The 24,194-nt window shown below is 61.5% G+C and carries 29 protein-coding genes; 23 read left to right on the top strand and 6 right to left on the bottom strand.

Features of this window, described 5'->3' with window-relative positions; translation table 11 throughout:
• A partial coding sequence (locus B3E91_RS12340; RefSeq protein ID WP_287029744.1) for a phage integrase N-terminal SAM-like domain-containing protein occupies nt 1-177 on the bottom strand: 177 nt, incomplete at its 3' end.
• 148 nt (nt 178-325) lie between these two features.
• Here B3E91_RS12340 and B3E91_RS12345 point away from each other — a divergent pair.
• The 17 genes from B3E91_RS12345 to B3E91_RS12425 all read left to right on the top strand — a co-directional run bounded on the left by B3E91_RS12345 (nt 326) and on the right by B3E91_RS12425 (nt 10,562).
• Nucleotides 326-565 carry a cytoplasmic protein gene (locus tag B3E91_RS12345; RefSeq protein WP_287029693.1) on the top strand — a complete coding sequence of 80 codons (240 nt, stop codon included), beginning with the start codon at nt 326-328 and terminating at the stop codon, nt 563-565.
• A 417-nt stretch (nt 566-982) separates the two neighbouring features.
• The gene (locus B3E91_RS12350) at nt 983-1,417 is read left to right on the top strand and encodes a hypothetical protein (protein WP_287029699.1); all 435 of its coding nucleotides are present in this window, start codon (nt 983-985) and stop codon (nt 1,415-1,417) included.
• A 98-nt stretch (nt 1,418-1,515) separates the two neighbouring features.
• Nucleotides 1,516-1,911, top strand: a complete 396-nt coding sequence (locus tag B3E91_RS12355; RefSeq protein ID WP_287029701.1) for a DUF6228 family protein — start codon at nt 1,516-1,518, stop codon at nt 1,909-1,911.
• 132 nt (nt 1,912-2,043) lie between these two features.
• A complete protein-coding gene (locus B3E91_RS12360) occupies nt 2,044-2,343 on the top strand; it encodes a hypothetical protein (protein WP_287029703.1) in 300 nt (99 codons plus the stop codon).
• Nucleotides 2,340-2,582 carry a hypothetical protein gene (locus tag B3E91_RS12365; RefSeq protein ID WP_287029705.1) on the top strand — a complete coding sequence of 81 codons (243 nt, stop codon included), beginning with the start codon at nt 2,340-2,342 and terminating at the stop codon, nt 2,580-2,582. The genes B3E91_RS12360 and B3E91_RS12365 overlap by 4 nt, the downstream gene beginning before the upstream one ends.
• A gap of 102 nt (nt 2,583-2,684) precedes the next feature.
• Nucleotides 2,685-3,173 (top strand): hypothetical protein, encoded by a 489-nt coding sequence (locus tag B3E91_RS12370; protein WP_287029706.1) that lies wholly within the window; start codon nt 2,685-2,687, stop codon nt 3,171-3,173.
• Nucleotides 3,174-3,256: 83 nt separating this feature from the next.
• Nucleotides 3,257-3,487, top strand: coding sequence for a hypothetical protein (locus B3E91_RS12375; protein WP_287029707.1), 231 nt, complete (start codon nt 3,257-3,259; stop codon nt 3,485-3,487).
• 96 nt (nt 3,488-3,583) lie between these two features.
• Nucleotides 3,584-4,054, top strand: coding sequence for a hypothetical protein (locus B3E91_RS12380; RefSeq protein WP_287029709.1), 471 nt, complete (start codon nt 3,584-3,586; stop codon nt 4,052-4,054).
• Between the two features lie 74 nt (nt 4,055-4,128).
• Nucleotides 4,129-4,608 carry a hypothetical protein gene (locus tag B3E91_RS12385; RefSeq protein WP_287029710.1) on the top strand — a complete coding sequence of 160 codons (480 nt, stop codon included), beginning with the start codon at nt 4,129-4,131 and terminating at the stop codon, nt 4,606-4,608.
• A 596-nt stretch (nt 4,609-5,204) separates the two neighbouring features.
• Nucleotides 5,205-5,543 (top strand): hypothetical protein, encoded by a 339-nt coding sequence (locus tag B3E91_RS12390; RefSeq protein ID WP_287029711.1) that lies wholly within the window; start codon nt 5,205-5,207, stop codon nt 5,541-5,543.
• A gap of 425 nt (nt 5,544-5,968) precedes the next feature.
• Nucleotides 5,969-6,277, top strand: coding sequence for a hypothetical protein (locus B3E91_RS12395; protein ID WP_273229355.1), 309 nt, complete (start codon nt 5,969-5,971; stop codon nt 6,275-6,277).
• 97 nt (nt 6,278-6,374) lie between these two features.
• Nucleotides 6,375-6,548, top strand: a complete 174-nt coding sequence (locus B3E91_RS12400) for a hypothetical protein (protein WP_287029712.1) — start codon at nt 6,375-6,377, stop codon at nt 6,546-6,548.
• Nucleotides 6,549-6,641: 93 nt separating this feature from the next.
• Complete coding sequence (locus B3E91_RS12405; protein WP_287029713.1) at nt 6,642-6,860, top strand: hypothetical protein; 219 nt, start codon at nt 6,642-6,644, stop codon at nt 6,858-6,860.
• Between the two features lie 490 nt (nt 6,861-7,350).
• Complete coding sequence (locus B3E91_RS12410) at nt 7,351-7,887, top strand: hypothetical protein (protein WP_287029714.1); 537 nt, start codon at nt 7,351-7,353, stop codon at nt 7,885-7,887.
• 70 nt (nt 7,888-7,957) lie between these two features.
• The gene (locus B3E91_RS12415; protein ID WP_287029716.1) at nt 7,958-8,443 is read left to right on the top strand and encodes a GNAT family N-acetyltransferase; all 486 of its coding nucleotides are present in this window, start codon (nt 7,958-7,960) and stop codon (nt 8,441-8,443) included.
• Between the two features lie 316 nt (nt 8,444-8,759).
• Nucleotides 8,760-9,305: a GFA family protein gene (locus tag B3E91_RS12420; protein ID WP_287029717.1), complete on the top strand. Its 546-nt coding sequence runs from the start codon at nt 8,760-8,762 to the stop codon at nt 9,303-9,305.
• A gap of 891 nt (nt 9,306-10,196) precedes the next feature.
• On the top strand, nt 10,197-10,562 hold the full coding sequence (locus B3E91_RS12425; RefSeq protein ID WP_287029718.1) for a VOC family protein: 366 nt from the start codon (nt 10,197-10,199) through the stop codon (nt 10,560-10,562).
• Nucleotides 10,563-10,722: 160 nt separating this feature from the next.
• Here B3E91_RS12425 and pgm read toward each other — a convergent pair whose 3' ends face one another.
• On the bottom strand, nt 10,723-12,375 hold the full coding sequence (gene pgm, locus B3E91_RS12430) for a phosphoglucomutase (alpha-D-glucose-1,6-bisphosphate-dependent) (protein ID WP_287029719.1): 1,653 nt from the start codon (nt 12,373-12,375) through the stop codon (nt 10,723-10,725).
• 328 nt (nt 12,376-12,703) lie between these two features.
• Here pgm and B3E91_RS12435 point away from each other — a divergent pair, with 328 nt between their 5' ends.
• Nucleotides 12,704-13,339, top strand: coding sequence for a LysE family translocator (locus B3E91_RS12435; RefSeq protein ID WP_287029720.1), 636 nt, complete (start codon nt 12,704-12,706; stop codon nt 13,337-13,339).
• 12 nt (nt 13,340-13,351) lie between these two features.
• Here the strand turns inward: B3E91_RS12435 and B3E91_RS12440 are convergent, their stop codons facing one another.
• Nucleotides 13,352-14,257 (bottom strand): polyprenyl synthetase family protein, encoded by a 906-nt coding sequence (locus B3E91_RS12440; protein WP_287029721.1) that lies wholly within the window; start codon nt 14,255-14,257, stop codon nt 13,352-13,354.
• A 136-nt stretch (nt 14,258-14,393) separates the two neighbouring features.
• Here B3E91_RS12440 and fni point away from each other — a divergent pair, with 136 nt between their 5' ends.
• From fni to B3E91_RS12465, 5 genes are read left to right on the top strand one after another with little or no spacing between them, the layout of a single operon-like run.
• Entirely contained in the window at nt 14,394-15,440 is a 1,047-nt protein-coding gene (gene fni / locus B3E91_RS12445) for a type 2 isopentenyl-diphosphate Delta-isomerase (RefSeq protein ID WP_287029722.1), read from the top strand.
• 16 nt (nt 15,441-15,456) lie between these two features.
• On the top strand, nt 15,457-16,740 hold the full coding sequence (locus tag B3E91_RS12450; protein WP_287029723.1) for a glycosyltransferase: 1,284 nt from the start codon (nt 15,457-15,459) through the stop codon (nt 16,738-16,740).
• Nucleotides 16,730-17,902 carry a lycopene beta-cyclase CrtY gene (gene crtY, locus B3E91_RS12455; protein ID WP_287029724.1) on the top strand — a complete coding sequence of 391 codons (1,173 nt, stop codon included), beginning with the start codon at nt 16,730-16,732 and terminating at the stop codon, nt 17,900-17,902. The genes B3E91_RS12450 and crtY overlap by 11 nt, the downstream gene beginning before the upstream one ends.
• Entirely contained in the window at nt 17,899-19,389 is a 1,491-nt protein-coding gene (locus tag B3E91_RS12460) for a phytoene desaturase (RefSeq protein WP_287029725.1), read from the top strand. The genes crtY and B3E91_RS12460 overlap by 4 nt, the downstream gene beginning before the upstream one ends.
• Entirely contained in the window at nt 19,386-20,312 is a 927-nt protein-coding gene (locus B3E91_RS12465; protein WP_287029726.1) for a phytoene/squalene synthase family protein, read from the top strand. The genes B3E91_RS12460 and B3E91_RS12465 overlap by 4 nt, the downstream gene beginning before the upstream one ends.
• A 605-nt stretch (nt 20,313-20,917) precedes the next feature.
• On the opposite strand, the gene B3E91_RS12470 is transcribed toward B3E91_RS12465, so the two are convergent.
• The 3 genes from B3E91_RS12470 to B3E91_RS12480 all read right to left on the bottom strand — a co-directional run bounded on the left by B3E91_RS12470 (nt 20,918) and on the right by B3E91_RS12480 (nt 24,123).
• Nucleotides 20,918-21,421 carry a sterol desaturase family protein gene (locus B3E91_RS12470; protein WP_287029727.1) on the bottom strand — a complete coding sequence of 168 codons (504 nt, stop codon included), beginning with the start codon at nt 21,419-21,421 and terminating at the stop codon, nt 20,918-20,920.
• Between the two features lie 95 nt (nt 21,422-21,516).
• Nucleotides 21,517-22,083: a dCTP deaminase gene (dcd, locus tag B3E91_RS12475; RefSeq protein ID WP_090228314.1), complete on the bottom strand. Its 567-nt coding sequence runs from the start codon at nt 22,081-22,083 to the stop codon at nt 21,517-21,519.
• A gap of 567 nt (nt 22,084-22,650) precedes the next feature.
• Nucleotides 22,651-24,123, bottom strand: coding sequence for a helicase HerA-like domain-containing protein (locus tag B3E91_RS12480; RefSeq protein WP_287029728.1), 1,473 nt, complete (start codon nt 24,121-24,123; stop codon nt 22,651-22,653).
• Between the last annotated feature and the right edge of the window lie 71 nt (nt 24,124-24,194).

Here is a 24,194-nt window from a genome sequence, read left to right on the forward strand (position 1 = left end):
ACGAAACCCGGGGCGATTCACCACCTCCGCCGCGCCCATCTCCGCAGGATGCCTATAGGCGTGGAATCGAATAAAACAACGAACCCACTCGCAATAGACTCGCTCAGTGCGAATCGAGTAATGTTTCAAGCGAATCTGTTCGCGAACTTGATCGAGCAACCGGGGCTTTCCGTCCATGGCGCATAACTCCTATATACGGTCATCCAGACCGCTGCACTCCCCAGCCTAGACAGGGACCGCAAAGAGGACAAGGAATGTTATCCACCACAGGCCGCCAAAGCGTTATCACACCATTTGGTGTCTATTTATAGTTAGGGAACACCACATGGACGTTAAGGCCGCGCATCAATTCTCATCTCGTCATCGCCGTCAAATTGAAGACAGTACGACCTGCGGCTGCTTCTACTGCTTAGAAAACTTTGCTGCAGCTGCTATTTCAGAGTGGGTGGACGAAGGACAAACAGCGCTATGTCCAAAGTGCGGTATCGATTCTGTAATCGGGTCAGCCTCCGGCATTCCAATTACACCGGAATTCTTGAATAAAATGCACCAGTATTGGTTCTAGTCACATCCCTAACAACTGATTCAAATCGTTCGCTTCGCTCACTGGGACGGGCTAAAGCCCGCCCCTTAATCAAACGTTAGGCGGCAATATATTTTGGGGCACGGTGCAAACATGGAAGTTGGGTTAGCTGCAGCACATTCCGTATTCAAACCGCTGCGACTGCACGGGCGGGAAAAACGCCGTGATCGTCGTGCAGGCTATCGCCCGGTTGCTACCCTGGCTGGCGCTCAAGCGCTGTGCGTAAGTGTTCGCCTGCCACTCAATACGCGCTTGAATCTCCGCAGCGGCTCGGTCATCGTGCCGCAACTACCAACGAGCAGGCCCAGACATCTCTGCCTAACAACTGGTTCAAGTCCGCTCGCTTCGCTCGCTCGGGACTGCGTTCCGCAGCCCCTTAACCAAACGTTGGGCCTAGCAATGAACGCATGGTTGCTTACTTGGGAAGGAACGGCCGGTGCAGCTACACGCCCCGAGGAAAAAATCATCGCCATCCTGTCGCCGCGCTTGTCAACGCCTGTTGGTTTAGTGCAAACCATTTATCACCGCAGCGTCGACACTGCCTATGGCATGTGCCTTACGGCAAATAAGAGTAAGGCGCTCGCACAACGTTATGAAAACATCCAAAGTACCAGCTCTCGGTATTTCTATGGAGCGAACCCGTGCATTTTTGCGCGAAAGGTCACTGACCTTTCAGTGCATAAAGATGACTTACATGGCTGTGAAACTATTAGGTGGGTGGAGCCAGCCGTCTTCGTCAATGCAGATATCGGAAGCGGGATCAAAGAGCAATGGCCGGCAAAGCAATGCAAACACACTCGTCCGCTCATTCCATTGGCCGGCCATCAGAATTGATGCGGCTAGACCCAACCCATCAATCGAGCGGACCTCGCGCATAAAGCCGCGCGAGGCCGTTCATTTCAGACGTTAGGTGCCATCCAATGGAACCGTCAGTGCTGTCCATTCGCTCAACATCGTCACACCGAGAAGTCATCTTGTCTCAGCACCGAGATGAATATTTCCGCGTTGAACTCAAAGGTTTTGAAGTCTCGGCCGCTACTAGCGTTTGGGCCTATACAGACGCAAATGGCTTAAACCGATTCTTTCAAGAACTCGCTAGTTTCAGCAAGCCGTGGCAAGGACAGCGATCATGGGCGTCAATCGAGCAGGATTTTTCCCTGTCCGCCACATGCACTTCCTTGGGCAGCGTTACGTTTCGGCTCGAGTTGCATGGGTTACAAGGTGCCCCTGAAGAGTGGCGTGTTGAGGCTGGATTGGTTACCGATTTCGGGCAGCTAGAGCAAATTGCAAAAAATGCGGGGGCTTTTTTCAATGCGTCAGGCACCTAACAATCCGGTCAAGCGGATCTGCCGAACACCCGCCTTGGCTTTCTCTGTCGCTTCTGCGCGGCAGCCCGCTTACCTAGCCCGTTAGGCGGCAGTATATTTTGGGGCTCGGTGCAAACATGGAAGTTGGGTTAGTTGCAGCACATTCCGTATTCAAACCGCGGCTACTTCACGGGCGGGAAAAATGTCGTGATCGTCGTGCAGGCTATCGCCCGGCTGCCGCCCTGGCTGGCGCTCAAGCGCCGTGCGCAAGTGTTCGCCTGCTCGCTCAATAGGCGCTTGAACCTGCGCAGCGGCTCGGTCATCGTGCCGCAACTACCAACGCGTCGGCCCAAGCATCTCTGCCTAACAACTGGTTCAAGGCCGCTCGCTTCGCTCGCTGGGACTGCGTTCCGCAGCCCCTTAACCAAACGTTATGAGCCAAATTCAAAATGAACTCCATCGAGCTAATTAGAAGGTTGTCGGCAGAGCGCGCAGTAGATTTTTTCGCTGCTTTACCTTGGATTAATCCAATCCCCTTAAATGCGGTCGGGGTGGTCAAAAAAATAGAATTGGCGCGTAGCCGGCTTCTGCACGCACAAGACAGACAGGGAACAACCGAAGAAACTCTTGCAGAGCGCGCTACCCTATCAAGGCTGAAGGATGAAATTCAGAAAATACTGAGCAATAGCTGATAATTTACGTTGCCTGCTCTCTCATAACAATTGGTTCAAGTCGTTCGCTTCGCTCACTCGGGACCGGCTAAAGCCGACCCCTTAACCAAACGTTAGAAGCACATGAAATATTTCGCCAGCCTTAGAGAAAAAACAGACTTAGTTCACCACCAATTTTCCGAGCTAATTGGCAAAGCAATTGTAGGCTATGAGTTAGCGCAAATCTGGTGTGAGGAAACCGCCGCTTGGAGCGAGTGGAATGACCTTCCAGTATTTTTAGCAGTTGGTTCAGGTGAGCTCTCTATCTCATGGCAAAAATTTGATGAGCTCGCTATAGAGGCCGATCGGATTCTGCCTTTTTCACTTTGCGGGAGCAATGTGCGCTGGATAGATAGCGGAAATATCCATCTTGACGCTGCTATTGGACGTACCGTTGAGTCAGTTTCTTTAGCACAAGGAGAGATGACAGTAGGCGGCAGCGAAATAGAAATTTGGACGCGCTTACTAATTCATTTCACAGGCGGTGGTAGCTTGGAAATTTTCAATGCACTTGACGAAAACGGCTTTGAATTTCACACCAAGACTGTAGAGGCAGGCGTGTCGTGCCTCTAACTAGTGGTTCAAATCGCTCACTTCGTTCGCTGGGACGGGCTAAAGCCCGCCCCTTAACCAAACGTTATACGATTCAGGAAAATATGAAGCGCAATACTACTCGAGTAGAGTTTGAAAAAATTGCTTCAAAACTGATGGCGCTGAGTAAAGAGCTAGAAAGTCTTGAAGCTGAGGTTTCATTAGAAATGGACAAGAAAGCTTTGGCGGAAATTATCACTAATTTACACTGGGCGGCTGAAAACTCTACTGTCATTGGCTTGCATCAGATTGGTGAGGCGCTGGAAGACAATATGGGAACGGGAGTCCCCAATTGATATCGTATAACAATTGGTTCAAACCGTTCGCTTCGCTCACTGGGACGGGCTAAAGCCCGCCCTTTAACCAAACGTTAGCGGTAAATGGAGAGCCGGATGCTCGACAACCCTTTAGACTTTGAACTGGCTCTTTCCGAAGGTTGGTATCGACTTTCACGTCAAGAAAAGGAATGTAAGTTTTCTGCCCCGATAACTACTCGAGGCATAGCAAAACTCTATACGGTATCTTGTGACAACTCATTGCTTTATGTTGGTATTGCTAAGCAGCCAATGGCATCACGTCTGAGTTATGGTTTTAAGGCAAATGGTACTAATGGGTACCATGGTTACAAATGGAAATTCTTAGAAGCAAATCTAAAATTATCCATATGGACTGCTAAGTTAAATGGAGTTTATGCACCATTGCATCAAATGGAAATAATCGAGGCAGAGGTAGCATTTGTATGCCGTCAGGAGTCTGGGCAATGGCCAACACACCAGCATGAAATACACTTTTCCCCATCGGAACAGTGGCATCGCGAAGCAGCGGTACGTATTTATAATCACGCCACCGAGAAATTCCGCTAACAAATGGTTCAAATCGTTCGCTCCGCTCACTGGGACGGGCTAAAGCCCGCCCCTTAACCAAACGTAGGCTCTGTATGGAAACTTTGAGTATCGCTCTGTCATTATGGAAGCTTGGGCTTGTAAGCTCAGAAGAGCTAATCGCGTGGGTTGATGCCCACATTGGGGTATCCAAAAATCCCGACGAGGCTCTAGTCCAGCTATCACTCGACGGTCCCGATACTTGTCTTAAACGCCCAATTTATGAATTTCCTTTTAGGCCGATAGAGCTTACGTTTACCGAAGAATTTGGCTTGCGAGTATCAGCGCTAAATATCCAATCTGAGTTTGAAGTTAACAATTTTATTAAGTGGGCGACTGTTAAATGTATGGGCGAAAACCTTGACGACCCAATAGTTATATTTTGCTACCAGCTTGAGGATTTCTGCACTCTTGAAGCACAAGTAGTCTTTCTGCACAATGAGCTTCCTTCGTTAAAATCCAGAAGTATGTCTATTGCCCATTCTTTCTATGCAAGCGTACCTGGCCTGAAGCCTCAGAACGAGCGCACGACATGAACTGCCTAACAGCTGGTTCAAATCGTTCGCTTCGCTCACTGGGACGGGCTAAAGCCCGCCCCTTAACCAAACGTTAGGCGCTATGAACATACTACTCAGCGAGTCAAGATTCCTAATCCTTGCGAACTGCATTGGGGTAGTATCTATGGCAGAACTGACCGCATGGGCAGATAAAAAAATACTTAACTTAGAAGAGCTGCCCAGCTTCGTTATTGATCTCGCGCTAGGCAAGATACCAGTCACCCCCAAGAGCTAGACTTTATTCGTAACGAAGCAAGTGAAGTTGAAATATCACGGCTCGCGCGGCTGATTCTGGAAATGCTAAACAGGACAGCCGACCTTGAGGAGTGCGGGCTTCATTGCTATCGACTGGCGTTAATTGCAAGAGGCCGGGCTAGTGAGTTACTGCACTGGGCATCAGATGAAATACATCTGTGCAGCGAAGGGGTTAAGTCTCTTTCAGATTCAGAGCCATTGATTAGAGAGGCAATAAATGAAATCGCGGAAAATAGCGCCTAACTAGTGGTTCAAATCGTTCGCTCCGCTCACTGGGACGAGCTAAAGCCCGCCCCTTAACCAAGCGTTAGGCATAAAACATGAGTTTCGATGTAATCCTCATAAAACCGAATGACCTATCAATCGAAGATCTTTCTTCAGTTGAAGACGTTATGCAACTTGGAGATAAGGAATTCGTCGAAGCTGCTATAGGCTTATCTTTTCCAGGCGCAGTAAATAGCCTCTGGCAGTCTAAGGAGTTTTCTATAGAGGCTCTAATCAACGGCAACCCTGTAGAGTCAGTGCATATAACCGCACACTTTGGCGATGCATGGACAGAAGCTAGCGAGGCAAAACTAATAAGCCTCATTACAGTAATTTGCCATGAAACCGGTGCTGTAGCTTTTTCTATATCTGACAACTCAAAACTAGCACCGTAGTTTATGCCTAACTAGTGGTTCAAACCGTTCGCTTCGCTCACTGGGACGGGTAAAGCCCGCCCCTTAACCAAACGTTAGGCGTTATTAACTTTTTACTCGGTGCAAAACATGGAAGTTTGGGCAGCCGCCGCACGTTTTTCATTTCCCCCGCAACGATCGTGCGGCCTGAAAACTCGCCGTGATCTTCGTGCGGGCTATCGCCCAAACGCCGCCCTGGCTGGCGCACCGGCGCCGTGCACAAGTGTTTTCCTGTCTTGCCGTTCGCGCTTGAATCTCGGCAGCGGCTCGGTCATCGTGCCGCAACGACCAACGCGTCGGCCTCAGGCATCTCCGCCTAACAACTGGTTCAAGGCCGCTCGCTTCGCTCACTCGGGACCGGCTTACGCCGGCCCCTTAACCAAACGTTAGGCAACTTGGAGGCTCCGTTGAAAGTTCCGGATAAGTATCGCGACTACGAGTGTACCGAATATTTTATCGACGGTTGGGCTGAGTCCGGATATTTTGACGATAAATCGCAAACCCAAATCGTTACACCTCTCGGTGAGGCATATGAAGATAGAGAGATCGGCTTCTTTGCCGTCGGCCGCTCCGGAGCGGATAGTATCGATTTCGGGTATCGAAGGGGGCATGTGGGCCTCTGGGCCTTCCATCCCATAGATCAGGAGTTCCAACTCATGGCGGTTACGATCACGGAGCTTGTCGACGGCTGGTGCTCCGGCAAGCTGGCGGTCTGACGCCTAACAACTCACTCAACCTCGTTCGCTTCGCTCACTGGACTCGCAAAAGCTACGCTTTTGCTCGCCGGTTAGCTCCAACGTTAGGGCTATCTGCATGCGTAACACTCTGCTTGCTTTCTGTCTTTCGCTTCTTTCAATCGTGGAGCCTGCCTTGGCGGAAACAAAACCGACCTTCACGCCCGATGCCAATGTTCAAAAGGTGGCCGAAGCATATTCTCAAGATGCCGTGGATATGGCGAAGAACCAATTTGGCATCACCCTTGATTAGTCTGATGCAAGTATCGAAAACGTAGAGAAGGCATTGGCGTTGATGCACTCCTCATTCATCACCACAAAGCCGCGCCCGACTGAAGAGCAAGCCATGTCATTCGCCAAAGGCTATGGCAGTTACATCGGCGAGGTCTACCGTCGCAATCACGGAGGGGAGTGGGGCATCGTCAATTTGAATGGGCAAAAATTCCCAGGGCTTAAAACCAAGTCAGGCGTCAACTTCTGGCCCTGGGGGTGTGCGCTCAATCGCATCATGCAAGGGCAAGAAAATAACGTCGCAGATTACTACCGTGCCTTACTTGAAAAATAGCCCTAACAATTCCGTCGAGAGGGACGGCCCAAAGCTGCGCTTTGGGTTCCCTCCGCCTGCGGCTCCGGCCGCCCCTCACGTCAAACGTTAGAGGTTATCGTTCGATGCTGTGCGAGAACTACGCCGATCTTTGTGTTCGCTACCCAATTCGGCAGCCAAACGACTTGCTTAAAGCAATAAAAATCGCCAAGCAAAACGTGGATGACGGCACAATAATCGAACTGCCAGATCTCGAATCAATAAATCAATATTCATTTTCAGCTGTAGCATCAGGCGAATAATGGGGCGAAATTGTTGAATATAGCTTTTGTTGTTCAAATTGTGCTGAGCGCTTTTCCCTACACGCCGAGACATATCACGGTAGCGGCGGTTATTGGGAGCCACAAAACAAGTCATCCGTGCGCGAGAACCTCTAACTACTGGTTCAAGCCGCTCGCTTCGCTCACTCGGGACCGGCTAAAGCCGGCCCCTTAACCAAACGTTATACGTCATGATTCTGCGCACTGAGCTAGGCGACGTTTCGGTAATAAACGAGCCCACCTACACCTTCGGCTCGTCGGACAACGTTCGCTACTACCCATTTGAAAAGAACCTAGATTCGGAGTCGTCGCCAGCTTCTGTTCACGGCGTTTTCCTGAACGAAAACCCGATTGCGGTGTTTGGAGCAACCGGGGGCGCGAGCGGGGTGCATGAGCATTCGGCCGTGTTCCATAACGGTCGCCTGTACTTGGCCGTTTCCGATAGTGCCGTCTGCCTGTTGCTGCAACCATTCGAGTTCAAGTGGGCACTGTGCGTGGACACGGCTACTTGCTTCGGCCTTCACTTTCACGAGCCCACAGGCGCACTCATTTCTCATGGCGAGCTTGAAGTCGCGCGTTTCACTGAGAACGGCGAGATCCTATGGCAATCATCTGGACGAGACATTTTCACGGGCTCGTTGGTTCTCGGCGAAGAATCGGTAGCGGTTACAGACTTCAATGGAGATCAATATCGTTTCCGTTACTCCGATGGTGGCCATGACGTATAATCTTGCAGTCGAGCGGACGTCCGCAAAAAGCCGCGTAGGCCGCTTACTTTCACGTTAGGTTGCTTGAAGCATGTCGCTAAGTTATCGCCCTGTCGCCGAGAAAGACATTCAAATCATTCGCGACTTTCCACAAAGCGAAGACGAGCTGTTCTTCTTGTTCCCAAAGGCAACATTCCCGCTGGCTGCATCGCAGTTGCAGGACGCAATCGCGCAGCGTTCAGATTCAACAGTCGTGGAGCTTGGTCGTGAAGTAGTCGCATTCGCAAACTTCTACCGCTGGGAAGCTGGGGGGTGTTGCTCCATTGGAAACGTCATCGTTTCCCCGGCAGCCCGAGGGCGCGGTGTGGCCCAATATCTCATCGAAAGTATGCTCTGCCTTGCTTTCTCAAAGCACCAGGCCACCGAGGTAACTGTGTCGTGTTTCAATCGAAACGTTGCCGGCCTGCTGCTATATCCGAAGCTTGGGTTTCAGCCTTATGGCATCGAGGAACGGCAAGACAAGCGAGGAAATCGAGTTGTGCTTATTCATATGCGTTTTCCGAGAAACGCAACTTAATACGGCGCTCAACCTCGCTCCTTCAGTCGCTGGACGCTGCGCTATAAAGCCGCGCAGCGCTGGTTATCTCTACGTTAGGCACCAGGTCATCAACATGTCAGTCCCGCAAAACAAGACAGAGCTTCTTTCTGCAATCCAGTAAGGTAGCCCGGATAACACCAGAACCGGAGCGAATCTAATTCTCAACGCAGGGTGGACATCGCGAAGCTTGTCCACCTGTATCGGCGGCGGAATTTTAATACCGAAGCGACTAAAATACAGTGGTGGAAAAACGCCTCGGGATTTCTACCCTACTTGCTAAGAACAGGGGTATTTCATGACTACCATGAAGGTGGCTTTAACCTGCGGCTGTGGACAGGTAGCTTTGAAGATTCAAGGCAATCCTATAATCAGCGCTGAGTGCCTCTGTAACGATTGCCAGAAAGCAGGGGCGTTTCTGCAGTCGTTGCCCGGTGCACCCTCTATTCTGGATAATAAAGCTGCAACGCGCTTTGTGCTTTATCGAAAGGACAGAGTCTGGTGCGAGAAAGGGCAGTCCTGCTTACGCGAATATCGATTGTCGAAGCATTCCAAAACGCGTCGAGTGGTCGCTACGTGCTGCAATACGCCAATGTTCTTGGATTTCACCAATGGTCATTGGTTGAGCCTGTACGGAGGTCTCTGGCCTGTGGAGGCGTTGCCCGCACTGGAAATAAGAACGATGACCCGCGATCGCCCCAAGGGGGTCGAACTTGCCGATGACGTGCCCAACCCCAGCACCCACACAATTTCCTTTTTCGCAAAGCTCTTTGGCTCTTGGGCTGCCATGCGCTTTCGCACACCCAAGGTGGACTTCGTCAATGGAGATTTGAATGCGTCATGACTCCAATGCGTCTCAGGTACCTATCGCCGAATTAAACACCGTATGCGATGGCTTGAATTGGAACATAGGCGGGGTCCAACAGGGCGCTTCAGCAAGGCAGCCCGGAAAACACCAAGGAACCTGTGTGAACTTAATTCTCAACGTAGAGTGGACATCGCGAAGCTTGTCCACCTTTAATGGCGCGCCCCATTGAGACGGATGCGTCTTAAATATAACGCTGGAAAACGCTTCGCGATTTCCACCCTACTTCCTCGTCCACCGCGCCACAATCAGCAATGTCTCGGTCTAGACTGATCTGCCTCACAGATGTACTCGAAAGCACAGTGCACTATGGACCCCCGATAGCATCTCGGCCTCATTAGGTGATGAAACGATACTACTAAGCGAGAAGAAGCTGGCCGCCATAGAGGTCAAGATCAAAAACAACGTAGAACTTAACTCCCCACCATAGAAAAGGAATTCGCCATGTTAAAACGACACCTTAAATCAAAATACAAAGCACTACCTCCCTCGGAAAAATTCAAAAGAAACCTCATAGGGGTTGCAGTTTGGATAGCAGCTTTGTTAGTCGGCCTGCTTATTTTCAAGTCGGGCTCAGGGCTTCTAGGGTTGTCAGTAATCTTTATCGGCGCCATCGGTATAATCGACTCTGCAATAAGGGCCCTGATAAATCTTGTAAGAGCCAAAAAGCAAAGTGGCGCCCTGCCACAGTGAGTTGAATCTATTGACTCAAACTGCCAGTGATAGACAAAGCGGGCATTGAGGCTCAGTTATAGGTTGGCGCCGGCGCACTTTGGTCTTCCCCGGCCGTCGTTGCTCCTGCGCAGACCAGGCCTCGGCGCTTCACACGCATCCATCCGTTTCGCAGCGCCACCAATGGGAGACGACAACATGTTTGACCACCTTGGTTTTGGAGTCACGAACCTCGCAGAGAGCAAAGCGTTCTTTCTCAGTGCGCTGCGCCCATTGGGTGTATCGGTAGCCATGGAAAGCCCCTACGGCGTTGGCCTGGGACGTGGCGGCAAGCCGTCGATGTGGCTGCACGAAACCAAGGACGTGCCTGCGCGCCTGCACATCGCCATCGCGGCCGACACGCGCGCCGAGGTGGATGCCTTCTACGCCGCTGCCCTCGCCGCTGGCGGAAGAGATAATGGAGCACCGGGGTTACGGCCGCACTACCATCCGAACTACTACGGGGCCTTCGTCATCGCCCCTGACGGCCACAACATCGAGGCTGTCTGCCACAAGGCGGCGTAGGACGTACTGGCAGGGCAGCCAAGTGACAGCGGAATCTGCGCGATCTCCAATCTCGACGTAGGGTGGACATCGCGAAGCTTGTCCACCGTGTTCGCCGGGACCTGAACTCGACGCGAAATCCGCAGGGTAGCCTTCACCCTGCAGAGCAGCCCTCTCTACCTCACTTCGCGTTCAGCGCGGCGTCTACCACACCCTGGGCTTCCTGGACCAGAGCGCGCAAGTGGGCGTCGTCGCGGAAGCTTTCGGCGTAGATCTTGTAGACGTCTTCGGTGCCTGACGGGCGCGCGGCAAACCAGCCGCCGGCGGTGGCGACCTTGATGCCGCCGATGGCTGCGTTGTTGCCCGGCGCGGTGTTGCGCACGCTTTCCACGGCGTCGCCGGCCAGTTGGGTCTGGGTGATCTGCTGCGGGTCGAGTTTGGACAGCGCCTGCTTCTGCGCGGTATCCGCCTTGGCGTCGACGCGGGTGGCGAAGACTTCGCCCAGCTCCTCGCACAGCGCGCGGTACAGCACGCCGGGGTCGCGACCGGTGCGTGCGGTCATCTCGGCGGCCAACAGCGCCGGCGCGAGGCCGTCCTTGTCGGTGGTCCACACGCTGCCGTCGCGACGCAGGAAGGAGGCGCCGGCGCTCTCCTCGCCGACGAAGCCGAGCGAGCCGTCGTAGAGGCCGTCGACGAACCACTTGAAGCCCACCGGCACTTCGTACACCGGGCGCCCCAGGCGCTTGGCGACGCGGTCGATCATCGCGCTGCTGACCAGGGTCTTGCCCACCGCCGCGCCCTGTTGCCAGTCCGGGCGATTGCGGAACAGGTAGTCGACCATCACGCTGAGGTAGTGGTTAGGCGGCATCAGGCCGACGCTGGGCGTGACGATGCCGTGGCGGTCGTGGTCGGTGTCGCAGGCGAAGGCGACGTCGTACTTGTCCTTCAGCGCGATCAGCGAATTCATCGCATGCGGCGAGGACGGGTCCATGCGGATCTGCCCGTCCCAATCCAGGCTCATGAAGGCGAACTGCGGGTCGACCTGCTGGCTGACCACGTCCAGCTCGATGCGGTAGTGCTCGGCGATGCGCGCCCAGTAGCTCACGCCCGCGCCGCCCAGCGGGTCGACACCCAGGCGCAGCCCGGAGCCGCGGATCACGTCGAAGTCGATCACGTTGCCGATGTCGGCCACGTAGGCGCCGAGGAAGTCGTACTCGCGGGTGGTGGACGCCTGGCGCGCCTGCGCCAGCGAGACGCGCTTGACGCCGTCGAGCTTAGCCATCAGCAGCGCGTTGGCGCGGGTCTGCACCCAGCCGGTGATGGCGGTGTCGGCCGGGCCGCCATTCGGCGGGTTGTACTTGAAGCCGCCGTGTTCCGGCGGGTTGTGCGACGGCGTGATGACGATGCCGTCGGCCAGGCCGGTGGTGCGGCCGCGGTTGTAGACCAGGATGGCCTGGGAAATCGCCGGCGTCGGGGTGAACTCGCCGCCCGCCGAGACCATCACCTGCACGCCGTTGGCGGCCAGCACTTCCAGCGCGTTGTCCAGCGCCGGCGCCGACAGCGCGTGGGTGTCGGCGCCGATGAACAGTGGGCCGTCGATGCCGACGCTGGCGCGGTATTCGCAGATCGCCTGGGTGATCGCGAGGATGTGCCACTCGTTGAAACTGCGCGCGAAGGCGATGCCGCGGTGCCCGGAGGTGCCGAAGGACACGCGCTGCGAGGGCGCCTCCGCATCCGGGCGCAGGTCGACATAGGCCGCCAGCAGTTTGTCGACGTCGACCAGGGCCGATTTCGGAGCCGGTCCACCGGCCAGAGGGCTGAGATTTTGGGTCATGTTTCCCGTCGCTGTATGAAGGTGGAAAGAACATCTGCGCCGACGCATCCGTTGCGCGTGGACAGGCGAAGTATGCTGCCAGCCGAAGAAACTTCCCCGAAAAAAAGCACACCGATCGTAGGGGCGCCTGCGGCTGTCGAGTCTCCGACCCGACAGCGGGCGACATGTTCAGTGCCGGTGCCGCGATTGCGGGATTTGGCGCCCGGGTGCATGCCCCGGCGCTCTGCGCTTCGGAAAGCTTGAGGCAGCAGTCAGGCACCCCGACAGGCGCTGACACCCGTATCGCCCGCGCGCTAACCTGCACGCCTATCGTTTTCGGCCAGCCCCCATGTTCGGCATCCACGACCTTCCGCTCTTCATCGTTTCCGGCCTGCTGCTGAACATGCTGCCCGGGCCGGATTCGCTGTTGATCCTGTCGCGCAGCGCGGCGCAGGGCTGGCGCGCCGGGTCGGTGGCCTCGTTCGGGGTGGGTGCGGGGATTTTCGTGCATGTGCTGGCGGCGGCGCTGGGCTTGTCCGCGCTGCTGGCGACCTCCGCCACCGCGTTCGCGCTGGTGAAGTACGCGGGCGCGGCCTACCTGCTGTACGTCGGCATCGGCCTGCTGCTGAGCAAGGCTCCCGCCGAGGGAGCATCACAGGCCGCGCTGCCGGCCTTGCCGTACCGGCGGATCTTTCTGCAGGGCTTCCTGACCAACGCGCTGAACCCGAAAGTGGCGCTCTTCTTCCTCGCCTTCGTGCCGCAGTTCATCGCGCCCGATTCGACCGACAAGGCGCTGGCATTCGTCCTGCTCGGTTGCCTGTTCAACCTCAACGGCATGCTCTGGTGCCACCTGCTGGTGGTCGTCGCGGCCTATGCCGGCCAGCGCGTGAAAGCCACCGCCGCGCAGGCGCGATGGCTCAATCGGCTGGTGGGAGGGTTCTTCGTCGGGCTCGGCCTGAAGTTGGCGCTGAGCCCGCGCAGCTGAGCGGGCCGGCGCCTAGGCCACCCGGCGGAACAGCCCCGCGAGCAGCTGCTGCAACGGGCTGTCATGGCCGTACACCTCGGCCAGCAACGCCTCGGCGCGCTGGATGTGGCCGCGCAGCCGCTGCCGCGCGGCTTCGTGGCCGAGCACGCTGACCAGGGTCGACTTGCCCTGGTCCTTGCCGCAATCCTTGCCCAGGCTCTGCACATCGGCCTCGCAGTCGCCGAGGTCGTCGAGCAGCTGGAACGCCTGGCCCAGTTCGACGGCGAAATCGCGCAGCACCGTGCGCACGGGCTCGCCGGCCTGGGCGACCTGCGCGGCCATGTCCAGCGCCGCGCCGAACAGCGCGCCGGTCTTCAGGTGGTTGGTCCCGGCGATATCGCTGGCCGGGCGCTGGCGGCTGCCGTCGTGCAGGTCCTGATACTGGCCACGCACCAGCCCCTGCGCACCCACCGCGTCGGACAGCGCGGCGACCAGGTTGGTCTTCAGCAACGGCGGCAGGCCCTGCACCGCCACCAGCGTGCGGAACGCCTGGCTGAGCAGCGCGACGGCGGCCAGCATCGCCACATCCTCGCCGTAGCGCACGTGCACAGTGGGCTGGCCACGGCGCAACTGGGCGTCGTCCATGCAGGGCATGTCGTCGAGCACCAGCGAGGCGGCGTGGACCATCTCCACCGCGCAGCCAAGATCGATCAACGCCTCCGAGGTGTGCCCGAGCCCCTGCGCGGCGAGCACCAGCATCAGCGGGCGGACGCGCTTGCCCGGCGACAGCACGGACGCGTGCATGGCCACGCCGATCAGGTCTTCGCCACCTTGCGGCAGCGGCACCAGCTGGTTCAGCCGACGCTCCACCTGCTCGCGCAACGGCGCGAGATCACCGGCGGAAATGTCGCAGCGCGACGGCACTAATGAGGTTGCCATGAGTCAAGAGAGCTCCAGCCTGCGCGACGGACAGGGTCGCGGTAAGTGTGACGAAGCAAAGTGTTGTACAACCTTAGTACAGAAGCTGTACAACTTAAAAGACCCGCAAGACCCTGCCCGAAACCGAGGAAACCTGATGGCCGAAGGCGAACTGTCGGCACGCAAGAACGATCATCTGGACATCGTGCTCGATCCGGCCAGGGCCAAGTCGCGTGCCGACAACGGCCTGGCCGCCATCGTCTTCGAACACTGCGCGCTCCCCGAACTCCATCTCGACGAGATCGACCTGCGCAGCACGCTGTTCGACAAAGCATTGAGTGCGCCGTTGCTGATCAGTTCGATGACCGGCGGCGCGGCGCGTGCCGCGCGGATCAATCTGCACCTCGCCGAAGCCGCCCAGGAGCTCGGCATCGCCCTCGGCGTGGGCTCCCAGCGCATCGCCCTGGAGAGTGACGCCGACCAGGGCCTGACCCGCCAGCTGCGGCGCCTGGCGCCGGACATCGCGCTGCTGGCGAACTTCGGCGCGGCGCAACTGGTGGCCGGTTTCGGCCTGGAGCAGGCGCGCCGCGCGGTGGACATGCTCGACGCCGACGCCCTGATCATTCACCTCAACCCGTTGCAGGAAGCCGTGCAGCGCGGCGGCGACCGCGACTGGCGCGGCGTGCTGGCGGCCATCGAACAGCTGGCACGGCGTCTCGAAGTACCGCTGGTGGTGAAGGAAGTCGGTGCCGGCATCAGCGCCGATGTGGCGCGGCGGCTGGTGGACGCCGGCGTCGCTGCCATCGACGTGGCCGGCGTCGGCGGCACCAGTTGGGCCGCGGTGGAAGCCGAGCGTGCGCACACACCGGCGCAGCGCGCCATCGCCAGCGCCTTCACCGACTGGGGCATCCCCACCGCCGAGGCGATCGTCGCCGTGCGCGAGGCCTGCCCGAACAGCCTGCTGATCGCTTCCGGCGGCATCCGCGACGGCGTCGACGTGGCCAAGGCGCTCCGCCTGGGCGCCGACATCGCCGGCCAGGCGGCCGCCGTGCTGCACGGCGCCACGCGTTCCAGCGCCGCGGTGGTGGAGCATTTCCACACCGTCATCGCGCAGCTGCGCGTCGCCTGCTTCTGCACCGGCTCCCGCGACCTGACCGCCCTGCGCCAGGCGCCGCTGCTGCCCCGCGGCGCGGCACGGCGATGAGGCGCCCGCCGCGAGCATGAGCCACTTCGCAGTCATCGCCCCGCCCTTCACCAGCCATTTCCGTGCCCTGGAAGCGCTCGCCGGCCACTTGATCGCGCGCGGCCATCGGGTGACCTTCGTCCATCAGCAGGATGCCGGCGCGCTGCTGCGCGATCCGCGCGTCGGTTTCACCAGCGTCGGCGCCGTCTCGCACCCGGCCGGTTCGCTGCGCCATACGGTGGCGCTGGCGGCGCGGCCGGGCGGCGTCAACGGCCTGCGCCGGGTGATTCTCGACCTGGCCAGGACCACCGACATGCTCTGCCGCGAGGCGCCGGGCGTGCTGCGCGAGCTGGGCGTCGACGCGCTGCTCGCCGACCAGATGGAAGCCGCTGGCGGGCTGATCGCCGAACACCTGAAGCTGCCTTACGTGTCGATTGCCTGCGCACTGCCGGTCAACCGCGAGCCGCGCCTGCCACTGCCGGTGATGCCCTGGGGCTACGCCGATTCGCCGCAGGGCGAGAACCTCAATCGGGGCAGCAGCCAGGTCTACGACCTGTTGATGCGTCCGCACGCGCGGGTGATCGCCGGGCACGCCGAGCGCTTCGGCCTGGCGCCGCGCCAGGCGCTGCACGAGTGCCTGTCGCCCTATGCGCAGATCAGCCAGACCACCGCCGCCTTCGACTTCCCACGGCAGCAAGCGCCGGCGCAGTTCCACGCCGTCGGGCCGCTGCGCGGCGCGGAGCAAGAGGCGCCGTTGCAGATTCCGCTGTCGACGCGCCGGCCGTTCGTCTTCGCCTCGCTGGGCACGCTGCAGGGAGGGCGTTTCGGCCTGTTCCAGCGGATCGTCCGCGCCTGCGCCGAGCAGGACGTGCAACTGCTGCTGGCGCATTGCGGCGGGCTGAATACCGTGCAGGAGCGCGTGCTGGAAGGCCTGGGCGCGACCTGGGTCACCGACTTCGCCCCTCAGCGCGCCGCCCTCGCTCGCGCCGACGCGGTGATCACCCACGCCGGGCTGAACACGGTGATGGACGCCCTCGCCGCCGGCGTGCCGATGCTCGCCGTGCCGATCGCCTTCGACCAGCCCGGCGTGGCCGCCCGCGTGCTGCACGCCGGTGCCGGCCTGCGGCTGTTCCCGCAACTGGCCAGCCGGGGCGGCATCGGCCGCGCACTGCGCCAGTTGCTCGACGACCCGCGTTTCGCCGCCAATGCCGCGCGGGTCGGCGCCAGCCTGGCGCAGGCCGGTGGCGTCGAGCGCGCCGCGGATATCGTCGAGGCGGTTGTGCGCAGCGGCCAACCGGTGGAGCGCGCCGATGCCACCTGACTACGACCTGATCCTGGTCGGCGGCGGCCTGGCCAACGGCCTGATCGCCTGGCGCCTGGCCGACGCTCGCCCGGAGCTGCGCGTACTGCTGCTGGAACAGGGCGAGAGCCTGGGCGGCAACCACACCTGGTCGTTCCACGAGGGCGACCTGGACGGCACGCAGCGACAGTGGCTGGCGCCGCTCGTCGCGCATCGCTGGGACGCCTACGAGGTGATCTTCCCGGCGCGCCGGCGGCGCCTGCACAGCGGCTATGCCTCGATCACCTCGCAACGCTTCGACGAACGCCTGCGGGCGCGCCTCGGCGCCTCCCTGCAGCTCGGCGCCCGGGTCGCGTCGCTGACCCCTACCGACGTGCAACTGAGCAGCGGCGAAACCCTGCGCGCGCACGCGGTGATCGACGGCCGCGGCCCGGCGGCCAGCCCGCACCTGGCGCTGGGCTACCAGAAATTCCTCGGTCAGGAAGTCCGCCTGAGCGAGCCGCACGGCCTGAATGCGCCCATCGTGATGGACGCCAGCGTCGCGCAGCACGACGGCTATCGGTTCGTCTACGTGCTGCCGTTCGGTGCGGACCGCCTGCTCATCGAGGACACCCGCTACGCCGATGGCGACGACCTCGACGACGCCGCGCTGCGCGGGCAGATCGCCGACTACGCCGCGAGCCGCGGCTGGCGCATCGCCGAGCGACTGCGCGAGGAGCGTGGCGTGCTGCCCATCGTCCTGTGCGGCGATGTCGACGCGTTCTGGCTCAGCGCCAGCGGGCAACCGCGCAGCGGCCTGGCCGCCGGATTGTTCCACCCCACCACTGGCTATTCGCTGGCCTATGCGGTGCGCCTGGCCGACCACATCGCCCGCCTGCAAAACCTCGAGGCGAGCGCGCTGTTCACCGCGATCGAGGCATTCGCCCGCCAGCAATGGCGGCGCCAGGGCTTCTTCCGCCTGCTCAACCGCATGCTCTTCCTGGCCGGCGAACCGGCCAATCGGTGGAAGGTCATGCAGCGTTTCTACGGCCTCTCCGAAGGACTGATCCAGCGCTTCTACGCCGGGCACCCGCGTCTGGCGGACAAGCTGCGCATCCTCAGCGGCAAACCGCCCGTCCCCCTAGGCGAGGCGCTGCACGCCGCGCGCGCCGACGATCTGCACAGACACAGGAAGCACTCATGATTCAGGGAAAACGCGCCGTGGTGATCGGCGCCGGTTTCGGCGGCCTGGCGCTGGCCATCCGCCTGCAGGCCGCCGGCATCCACACGACGCTGCTGGAGAAACGCGACAAGCCGGGCGGCCGCGCCTACGTCTACGAAGACCAGGGCTTCGTCTTCGACGCCGGCCCGACCGTGATCACCGACCCTTCGGCGCTGGAGGAACTGTTCAGCATCGCCGGCAAGCGCCTGGCCGATTACGTCGAGCTGCTGCCGGTGGCGCCCTTCTACCGGCTCTGCTGGGAGGACGGCTTCGCCTTCGACTACGCCAACGACCAGGCCGATCTGGACCGCCAGATCCATGCGCGCAACCCCGCCGATGTCGAGGGCTACCGGCGCTTCCTCGCGTATTCCAGGGCGGTGTTCGAGGAGGGTTACCTGAAGCTCGGCACGGTGCCGTTCCTGTCCTTTCGCAGCATGATCCAGGCCGGCCCACAGCTCGCGCGGCTGCAGGCGTGGAAGAGCGTGTACAGCATGGTCGCGCGCTTCATCGAGGACGAGCAGCTGCGCCAGGCGTTCTCCTTCCACTCGCTGCTGGTGGGCGGCAACCCGTTCGCCACCTCGTCGATCTATGCGCTGATCCACGCGCTGGAGCGCGAGTGGGGCGTGTGGTTTCCGCGCGGCGGCACCGGCGCCCTGGTGGACGGCATGGTGCGGTTGTTCCAGGACCTGGGCGGGACGCTGGAACTGAACGCGCCGGTGCAACGCCTGGAGACCTCCGGCGAGCGCATCACCGCGGCGATCTGCGCCGACGGCCGCCGCTTCGAGGCCGACGCCGTGGCCTCCAACGCCGACGTGGTGCACACCTACAAGGCGCTGCTCGGGCACCATCCACGCGGTATCGACGAAGGCCGGCGCCTGCAGAAGAAGCGCTTCAGCATGTCGCTGTTCGTCATCTACTTCGGCCTGCGGCGCCAACATCCGGGGCTGCAGCACCACACCGTGTGCTTCGGCCCGCGCTACCGCGAGCTGATCGCCGAAATCTTCGAGGGTGCCGAGCTGGCCGAGGATTTCTCGCTGTACCTGCACGCGCCCTGCGTCACCGACCCTTCGCTGGCGCCCGAAGGCTGCGCCGCCCACTACGTGCTGGCGCCGGTGCCGCACCTGGGCAACGCCGACATCGACTGGACGGTGCAGGGGCCGCTGTATCGCGAGCGGATCTTCGAGTACCTCGAGCGCCACTACATCCCCGGCCTGCGCGAGGACCTGGTGACCAGCCGCATCTTCACCCCGCTGGATTTCCGCGACGAACTCAACGCGCACCTCGGCTCGGCGTTCTCGCTGGAGCCGATCCTCACCCAGAGCGCCTGGTTCCGCCCGCACAACCGCGACGACCGTATCGACAACCTCTACATCGTCGGCGCCGGCACCCACCCCGGCGCCGGCGTACCGGGCGTGGTCGGCTCGGCCAAGGCCACCGCCGGGCTGATGATCGAGGATGCCGGCCGATGACCGACGCGCTGCTCGACCACGCCGAGCGCAGCATCGCCGTCGGCTCGAAGAGTTTCGCCGCCGCCAGCCGGCTGTTCGACGCCGATACCCGGCGCAGCGCGGTGATGCTCTACGCCTGGTGCCGGCATTGCGACGACGTGATCGACGGCCAGCAACTGGGTTTCGGCCAGCAGGCGAGCGACACTCTCGCCAGCCGGGCGCGCCTCGAACAGCTGCTCGCCGCCACCCAGGCGCTGTACGCCGGCGCCGCGCCGAGCGAGCCGGCGTTCGCCGCACTGGGCCAGGTGGTCGCCCAGCACGGCATTCCGCAGCGCTATCCGCTGGAGCACCTGGCGGGCTTTCGCATGGACGTGGAGCAGCGCCGCTACCGGCGGTTCGAGGACACCCTGGAGTACTGCTACCACGTCGCCGGGGTGGTCGGCGTGATGATGGCGATGCTGATGGGCGTGCGCGACGAGCAGGTGCTGGACCACGCCTGCGACCTGGGCATGGCCTTCCAGCTGACCAACATCGCCCGCGACATCGTCGAGGATGCCGGCGCCGGGCGCGTGTATCTGCCGGAGCAGTGGCTGGCGGAACTCGGCGTGGCGCCGGACCAGCTCGCCGCCCCACGGCACCGCGCCGCCATCGCCCAGCTCGCCCAGCGCCTGGTGATGGCCGCGGAACCCTACTACGCCTCGGCGGCCCAGGGCCTGGCCGCCCTGCCGCTGCGCTCGGCCTGGGCGATCGCCACCGCACGCGGCGTGTACCGGCAGATCGGCGTGAAGGTGCAGGCGCGCGGCGCCCATGCATGGGACCGGCGCGTATCCACCAGCCGCCTGGACAAGCTGCGCCTGGTCGGCCTCGGCGGCTTGCAGGCGCTGGGCTCGCGGGCGATCACCCCGCAACCGCGCCCCTCCGGCCTGTGGACCCGCCCCCGCTGAAAGCCGATCCAACCGTAGGGTGGGCTTCAGCCCACCGCGACCAGAATCCGCACCTCATGTCCTCCACGAAAACCCGCCCGGTGGGTTACGGCGCGTGACACTGCTTGCGGGTTTGCGGAAATGGGGACGCGCCTAACCCACCCTACGAACTGACAGCCGATCCAACCGTAGGGTGGGCTTCAGCCCACCGCCGCCAAACGCCGCATCCCATGCGCTCCACGAAAACCCGCCCGGTGGGTTACGGCGCGCGAGGCCGGGTGCGTGTTTGCGGAAGTGGGAGCGCGCCTAACCCACCCTACGAACTGACAGCCGATCCAACCGTAGGGTGGGCTTCAGCCCACCGCCGCCAAACGCCGCATCCCATGCGCTCCACGAAAACCCACCCGGTGGGTTACAGCGCGCGAAGCTGCTTGCGTGTTTGCGGAAGTGGGAGCGCGCCTAATTCACCTACGAACTGATCGGTGCGCACGGCGCACCCTACGGAACCGCGTCTGCTCGCCCGATGAGCCGCCATCGCTGGCGGCCGTAGGGTGCGCCATGCGCACCAGATCACGTGCTACCGGTGCGTCCGCTTCGCGTTCTGCGCCCACGCCACGTCGCTCGGCCTAATCGCCGGAGCGCTCGTCCGCGCGGTCCAGGCGGCCGCCGTGAAGGCGCTGCAGTTCGGCCTTGAGGGCCTTCACCGAAGGGGCGTAGAGGAAGCCGAACGACACGCAGCCCTCGCGCCCTTCCACCGCATGATGCATGCGATGCGCCTGGTAGAGGCGCTTGAGATAGCCGCTGCGCGGCACGTAGCGCAACGGCCAGCGCCGGTGCACCAAGCCGTCGTGGGCAAGGAAGTAGAGGAACCCGTAAAGGGTCATGCCGGCGCCGATCCACTGCAGCGGCCAGCGGCCGGCGGTGCCGAGTGCGATCAGGACGATCGCCAGGCCTGCGAACACCACCGCATAGAGGTCGTTCTTCTCGAACCAGCCCTCCCGCGGCTCGTGGTGCGAGCGATGCCAGCCCCAGCCCCAGCCGTGCATCACGTACTTGTGTGAAACCCAGGAGACACCCTCCATCAGCACGACGGTGATCAGGACGATGAGGCTGTTGAGCAGGAAGGACATGCGGACGGATTCGCGAAAGTGGCCTGGCGCCAGTCTACGTCAAGCCGCCGTTCGCGGAACGCGCGGCGGGCGCCGCGCATCGGTTGGCCGGGCGGTCAGGTCTTCGGCAGGGTGACGCCGGTCTGGCCCTGGTACTTGCCGCCGCGGTCGCGGTAGGAGACTTCGCACGCCTCGTCGGACTGCAGGAAGAGCATCTGCGCCACGCCCTCGTTGGCGTAGATCTTCGCCGGCAGGGTGGTGGTGTTGGAGAACTCCAGGGTCACGTGGCCTTCCCACTCGGGTTCCAGCGGGGTGACGTTGACGATGATCCCGCAGCGCGCGTAGGTGCTCTTGCCCAAGCAGATGGTCAGCACATCGCGCGGGATGCGGAAATACTCGACGGTGCGCGCCAGGGCGAAGGAGTTCGGCGGGATGATGCAGACGTCGCTCTTGATGTCGACGAAGCTCTTCTCGTCGAAGTTCTTCGGGTCGACGACCGCCGAATGGATGTTGGTGAACACCTTGAATTCGTCGGCGCAGCGCACGTCGTAGCCATAGCTGGAGACGCCGTAGGAGATCAGCCGCTCGGCGCCCTCGGTGCGCACCTGGCGCTCGACGAAGGGCTCGATCATGCCGTGCTCCTGGGCCATGCGGCGAATCCACTTGTCCGATTTGATGCTCATGGCGGGGTCCTGGCTGGCTGGAACGGGGCGCACATCTTACCGGTCAGCGGCCCGCCGATGAAAGTGGCCCGCCCGATGGGCCTGCGCGGCAGCGGGAGCGGCCGGGTGGCGGCGCTGATTGGGGCGAAGTCGGGGGGGGGGGTCTCCTGCCGCCACTCGGCCTGGCGGGGGCGATTCGTTTCAGGCCACCCAACCGTGCTTTGGCATATCGCGTGAGCTGAAGCCCACCCTACGAGGCTGAAGCCCACCTACGAGGCTGATCGGGCGAATTCGCCTCGTCGGGTTTCACCCAACCTTGCGGGGGCGATTCGTTTCAGGCCGCCCAACCGTGCCTTCCGCATATCGCGTGGGCTGAAGCCCACCCTACGAGGCTGATCGGGCGAAGTCGTCTCGCCGGGTTTCACCCGACCTGGCGGGGGAGATTTGTTTCAGGCTACCCAACCGTGCATTGGCATATCGCCTGGGCTGAAGCCCACCCTACGGGGTTCTGAGCCGGGGCAGGACCGTAGGATGGGCTTCAGCCCATCGACCCGGCGGCCCACCGGGTCGATCAGACACCTTACGACGTCAGCGCTTCTTGCCACCCAGCAGCGAACCCAGCAGCCCGCGCACCAGTTGCCGGCCGAGCTGGTTGGCGGCCTGGCGCACGGCGCTCTTCAGCGCGCTGCTGGCGATGTCGCCGAGCATGTCGCCGGCCTTGCCGCCGAAGCTGGCGTTGGCCGGTTTCTCCGCGGCCACCTCGGGCTTCTCCGCGGCGCGGGCGCTGAGGATTTCGTAGGCGGACTCGCGATCGATCGGCTTGTCGTAGCGCCCCAGCAACGGCGAGCTGCGCAGCAGCGCGGCGCGCTCGGCGTCGCTCAGCGGGCCGATCCGCGACTGCGGCGGCGCGATGGCGACGCGCTGGACCATCGCCGGCGTGCCCTTCTCCTCGAGCACGCCGACCAGCGCCTCGCCAATGCCCAGCTGGGTCAGCGTGTCGAGGGTGTCGAACGCCGGGTTCGGGCGGAAACCGTCGGCCACGGCGCGCAGGGATTTCTGCTCCTTGGCGGTGAAGGCGCGCAGCCCGTGCTGGATGCGCAGGCCGAGCTGGGCGAGCACGCCGTCGGGCAGGTCGGACGGCGACTGGGTGACGAAGTACACCCCGACGCCCTTCGAGCGAATCAGCCGCACCACCTGCTCCAGGCGCTCCTGCAGCGCTTTCGGGGTGTCGGCGAAGAGCAGGTGCGCCTCGTCGAAGAACAGCGCGAGGATCGGTTTGTCGGCATCGCCGCGCTCGGGCAACTGCTCGAACAGCTCGGCGAGCAGCCAGAGCAGGAAGGTCGCGTAGACCTTCGGCGACTCGTGCACCAGGCGGCTGGCGTCCATCAGGTGGATGCGCCCGCGACCGTCGGCACCCGGCTGCAGCAAGTCGCCCAGCTGCAACGCCGGCTCGCCGAACAGCGAATCGCCGTCCTGCTGTTCCAGGCTCGCCAGGCGCCGTTGCAGCGCCTGGGCGGAGGCGCCGGCGAACAGTGCACGGTCCTCGCCGAGCAGTTCGGGGTTCTCGCGCAGGTGATTGAGCAGCGCTTTCAGGTCCTTCAGATCGAGCAGCAGCAGGCCTTCGCGGTCGGCCACCTTGAACGCCGCGTAGAGCGCGGCCTGCTGGCTGTCGGTGAGTTCCAGCAGGTTACCGATCAGCAGGGGGCCCATCTCGCTGAGCGTGGTGCGCAGCGGGTGGCCGCTGGCCCCGTGCACGTCCCAGAGCACCAGCGGATAGGCCTGCGGGCGGTGATTCAGCCAGGGCATGGCGGCGATGCGCTCGGCCACCTTGCCCTGCGGATCGCCGGCGGCGCCGAGGCCGCAGAGATCGCCTTTCACATCGGTGGCGAACACCGCCACGCCGGCATCGCTGAACAGCTCGGCGAGGTGCTGCAGGGTCACGGTCTTGCCGGTCCCGGTGGCACCGGCGACCAGGCCATGGCGGTTGGTCAGGCGCAGCGACTGGGCCAGGGGCTGGCCATCGGTATCGGCGCCGATCACGAACGGGCTGGTCTGGGACATGGGGCTTCCTCTGCGGGTCGGGAGTCGGCCGCCCGTGTCGGGCGGCCCCGTCTTGAGACTAGCTGGCGCGG

This window comes from Pseudomonas sp. UBA6310 (assembly GCF_002438225.1).
Classification (GTDB): domain Bacteria; phylum Pseudomonadota; class Gammaproteobacteria; order Pseudomonadales; family Pseudomonadaceae; genus Pseudomonas_O; species Pseudomonas_O kuykendallii.

Bases quoted from the DNA above. Each gene is read 5' to 3' on its own strand.
- B3E91_RS12345 (WP_287029693.1), top strand. From the start codon at position 326: ATGGACGTTAAGGCCGCGCATCAATTCTCATCTCGTCATCGCCGTCAA.
- B3E91_RS12350 (WP_287029699.1), top strand. From the start codon at position 983: ATGAACGCATGGTTGCTTACTTGGGAAGGAACGGCCGGTGCAGCTACA.
- B3E91_RS12365 (WP_287029705.1), top strand. From the start codon at position 2,340: ATGAACTCCATCGAGCTAATTAGAAGGTTGTCGGCAGAGCGCGCAGTA.
- B3E91_RS12370 (WP_287029706.1), top strand. From the start codon at position 2,685: ATGAAATATTTCGCCAGCCTTAGAGAAAAAACAGACTTAGTTCACCAC.
- B3E91_RS12375 (WP_287029707.1), top strand. From the start codon at position 3,257: ATGAAGCGCAATACTACTCGAGTAGAGTTTGAAAAAATTGCTTCAAAA.
- B3E91_RS12380 (WP_287029709.1), top strand. From the start codon at position 3,584: ATGCTCGACAACCCTTTAGACTTTGAACTGGCTCTTTCCGAAGGTTGG.
- B3E91_RS12385 (WP_287029710.1), top strand. From the start codon at position 4,129: ATGGAAACTTTGAGTATCGCTCTGTCATTATGGAAGCTTGGGCTTGTA.
- B3E91_RS12390 (WP_287029711.1), top strand. From the start codon at position 5,205: ATGAGTTTCGATGTAATCCTCATAAAACCGAATGACCTATCAATCGAA.
- B3E91_RS12400 (WP_287029712.1), top strand. From the start codon at position 6,375: ATGCGTAACACTCTGCTTGCTTTCTGTCTTTCGCTTCTTTCAATCGTG.
- B3E91_RS12405 (WP_287029713.1), top strand. From the start codon at position 6,642: ATGTCATTCGCCAAAGGCTATGGCAGTTACATCGGCGAGGTCTACCGT.
- B3E91_RS12410 (WP_287029714.1), top strand. From the start codon at position 7,351: ATGATTCTGCGCACTGAGCTAGGCGACGTTTCGGTAATAAACGAGCCC.
- B3E91_RS12415 (WP_287029716.1), top strand. From the start codon at position 7,958: ATGTCGCTAAGTTATCGCCCTGTCGCCGAGAAAGACATTCAAATCATT.
- B3E91_RS12420 (WP_287029717.1), top strand. From the start codon at position 8,760: ATGACTACCATGAAGGTGGCTTTAACCTGCGGCTGTGGACAGGTAGCT.
- B3E91_RS12425 (WP_287029718.1), top strand. From the start codon at position 10,197: ATGTTTGACCACCTTGGTTTTGGAGTCACGAACCTCGCAGAGAGCAAA.
- pgm (WP_287029719.1), bottom strand. From the start codon at position 12,375: ATGACCCAAAATCTCAGCCCTCTGGCCGGTGGACCGGCTCCGAAATCG.
- B3E91_RS12435 (WP_287029720.1), top strand. From the start codon at position 12,704: ATGTTCGGCATCCACGACCTTCCGCTCTTCATCGTTTCCGGCCTGCTG.
- B3E91_RS12440 (WP_287029721.1), bottom strand. From the start codon at position 14,257: ATGGCAACCTCATTAGTGCCGTCGCGCTGCGACATTTCCGCCGGTGAT.
- fni (WP_287029722.1), top strand. From the start codon at position 14,394: ATGGCCGAAGGCGAACTGTCGGCACGCAAGAACGATCATCTGGACATC.
- B3E91_RS12450 (WP_287029723.1), top strand. From the start codon at position 15,457: ATGAGCCACTTCGCAGTCATCGCCCCGCCCTTCACCAGCCATTTCCGT.
- crtY (WP_287029724.1), top strand. From the start codon at position 16,730: ATGCCACCTGACTACGACCTGATCCTGGTCGGCGGCGGCCTGGCCAAC.
- B3E91_RS12460 (WP_287029725.1), top strand. From the start codon at position 17,899: ATGATTCAGGGAAAACGCGCCGTGGTGATCGGCGCCGGTTTCGGCGGC.
- B3E91_RS12465 (WP_287029726.1), top strand. From the start codon at position 19,386: ATGACCGACGCGCTGCTCGACCACGCCGAGCGCAGCATCGCCGTCGGC.
- B3E91_RS12470 (WP_287029727.1), bottom strand. From the start codon at position 21,421: ATGTCCTTCCTGCTCAACAGCCTCATCGTCCTGATCACCGTCGTGCTG.
- dcd (WP_090228314.1), bottom strand. From the start codon at position 22,083: ATGAGCATCAAATCGGACAAGTGGATTCGCCGCATGGCCCAGGAGCAC.
- B3E91_RS12480 (WP_287029728.1), bottom strand. From the start codon at position 24,123: ATGTCCCAGACCAGCCCGTTCGTGATCGGCGCCGATACCGATGGCCAG.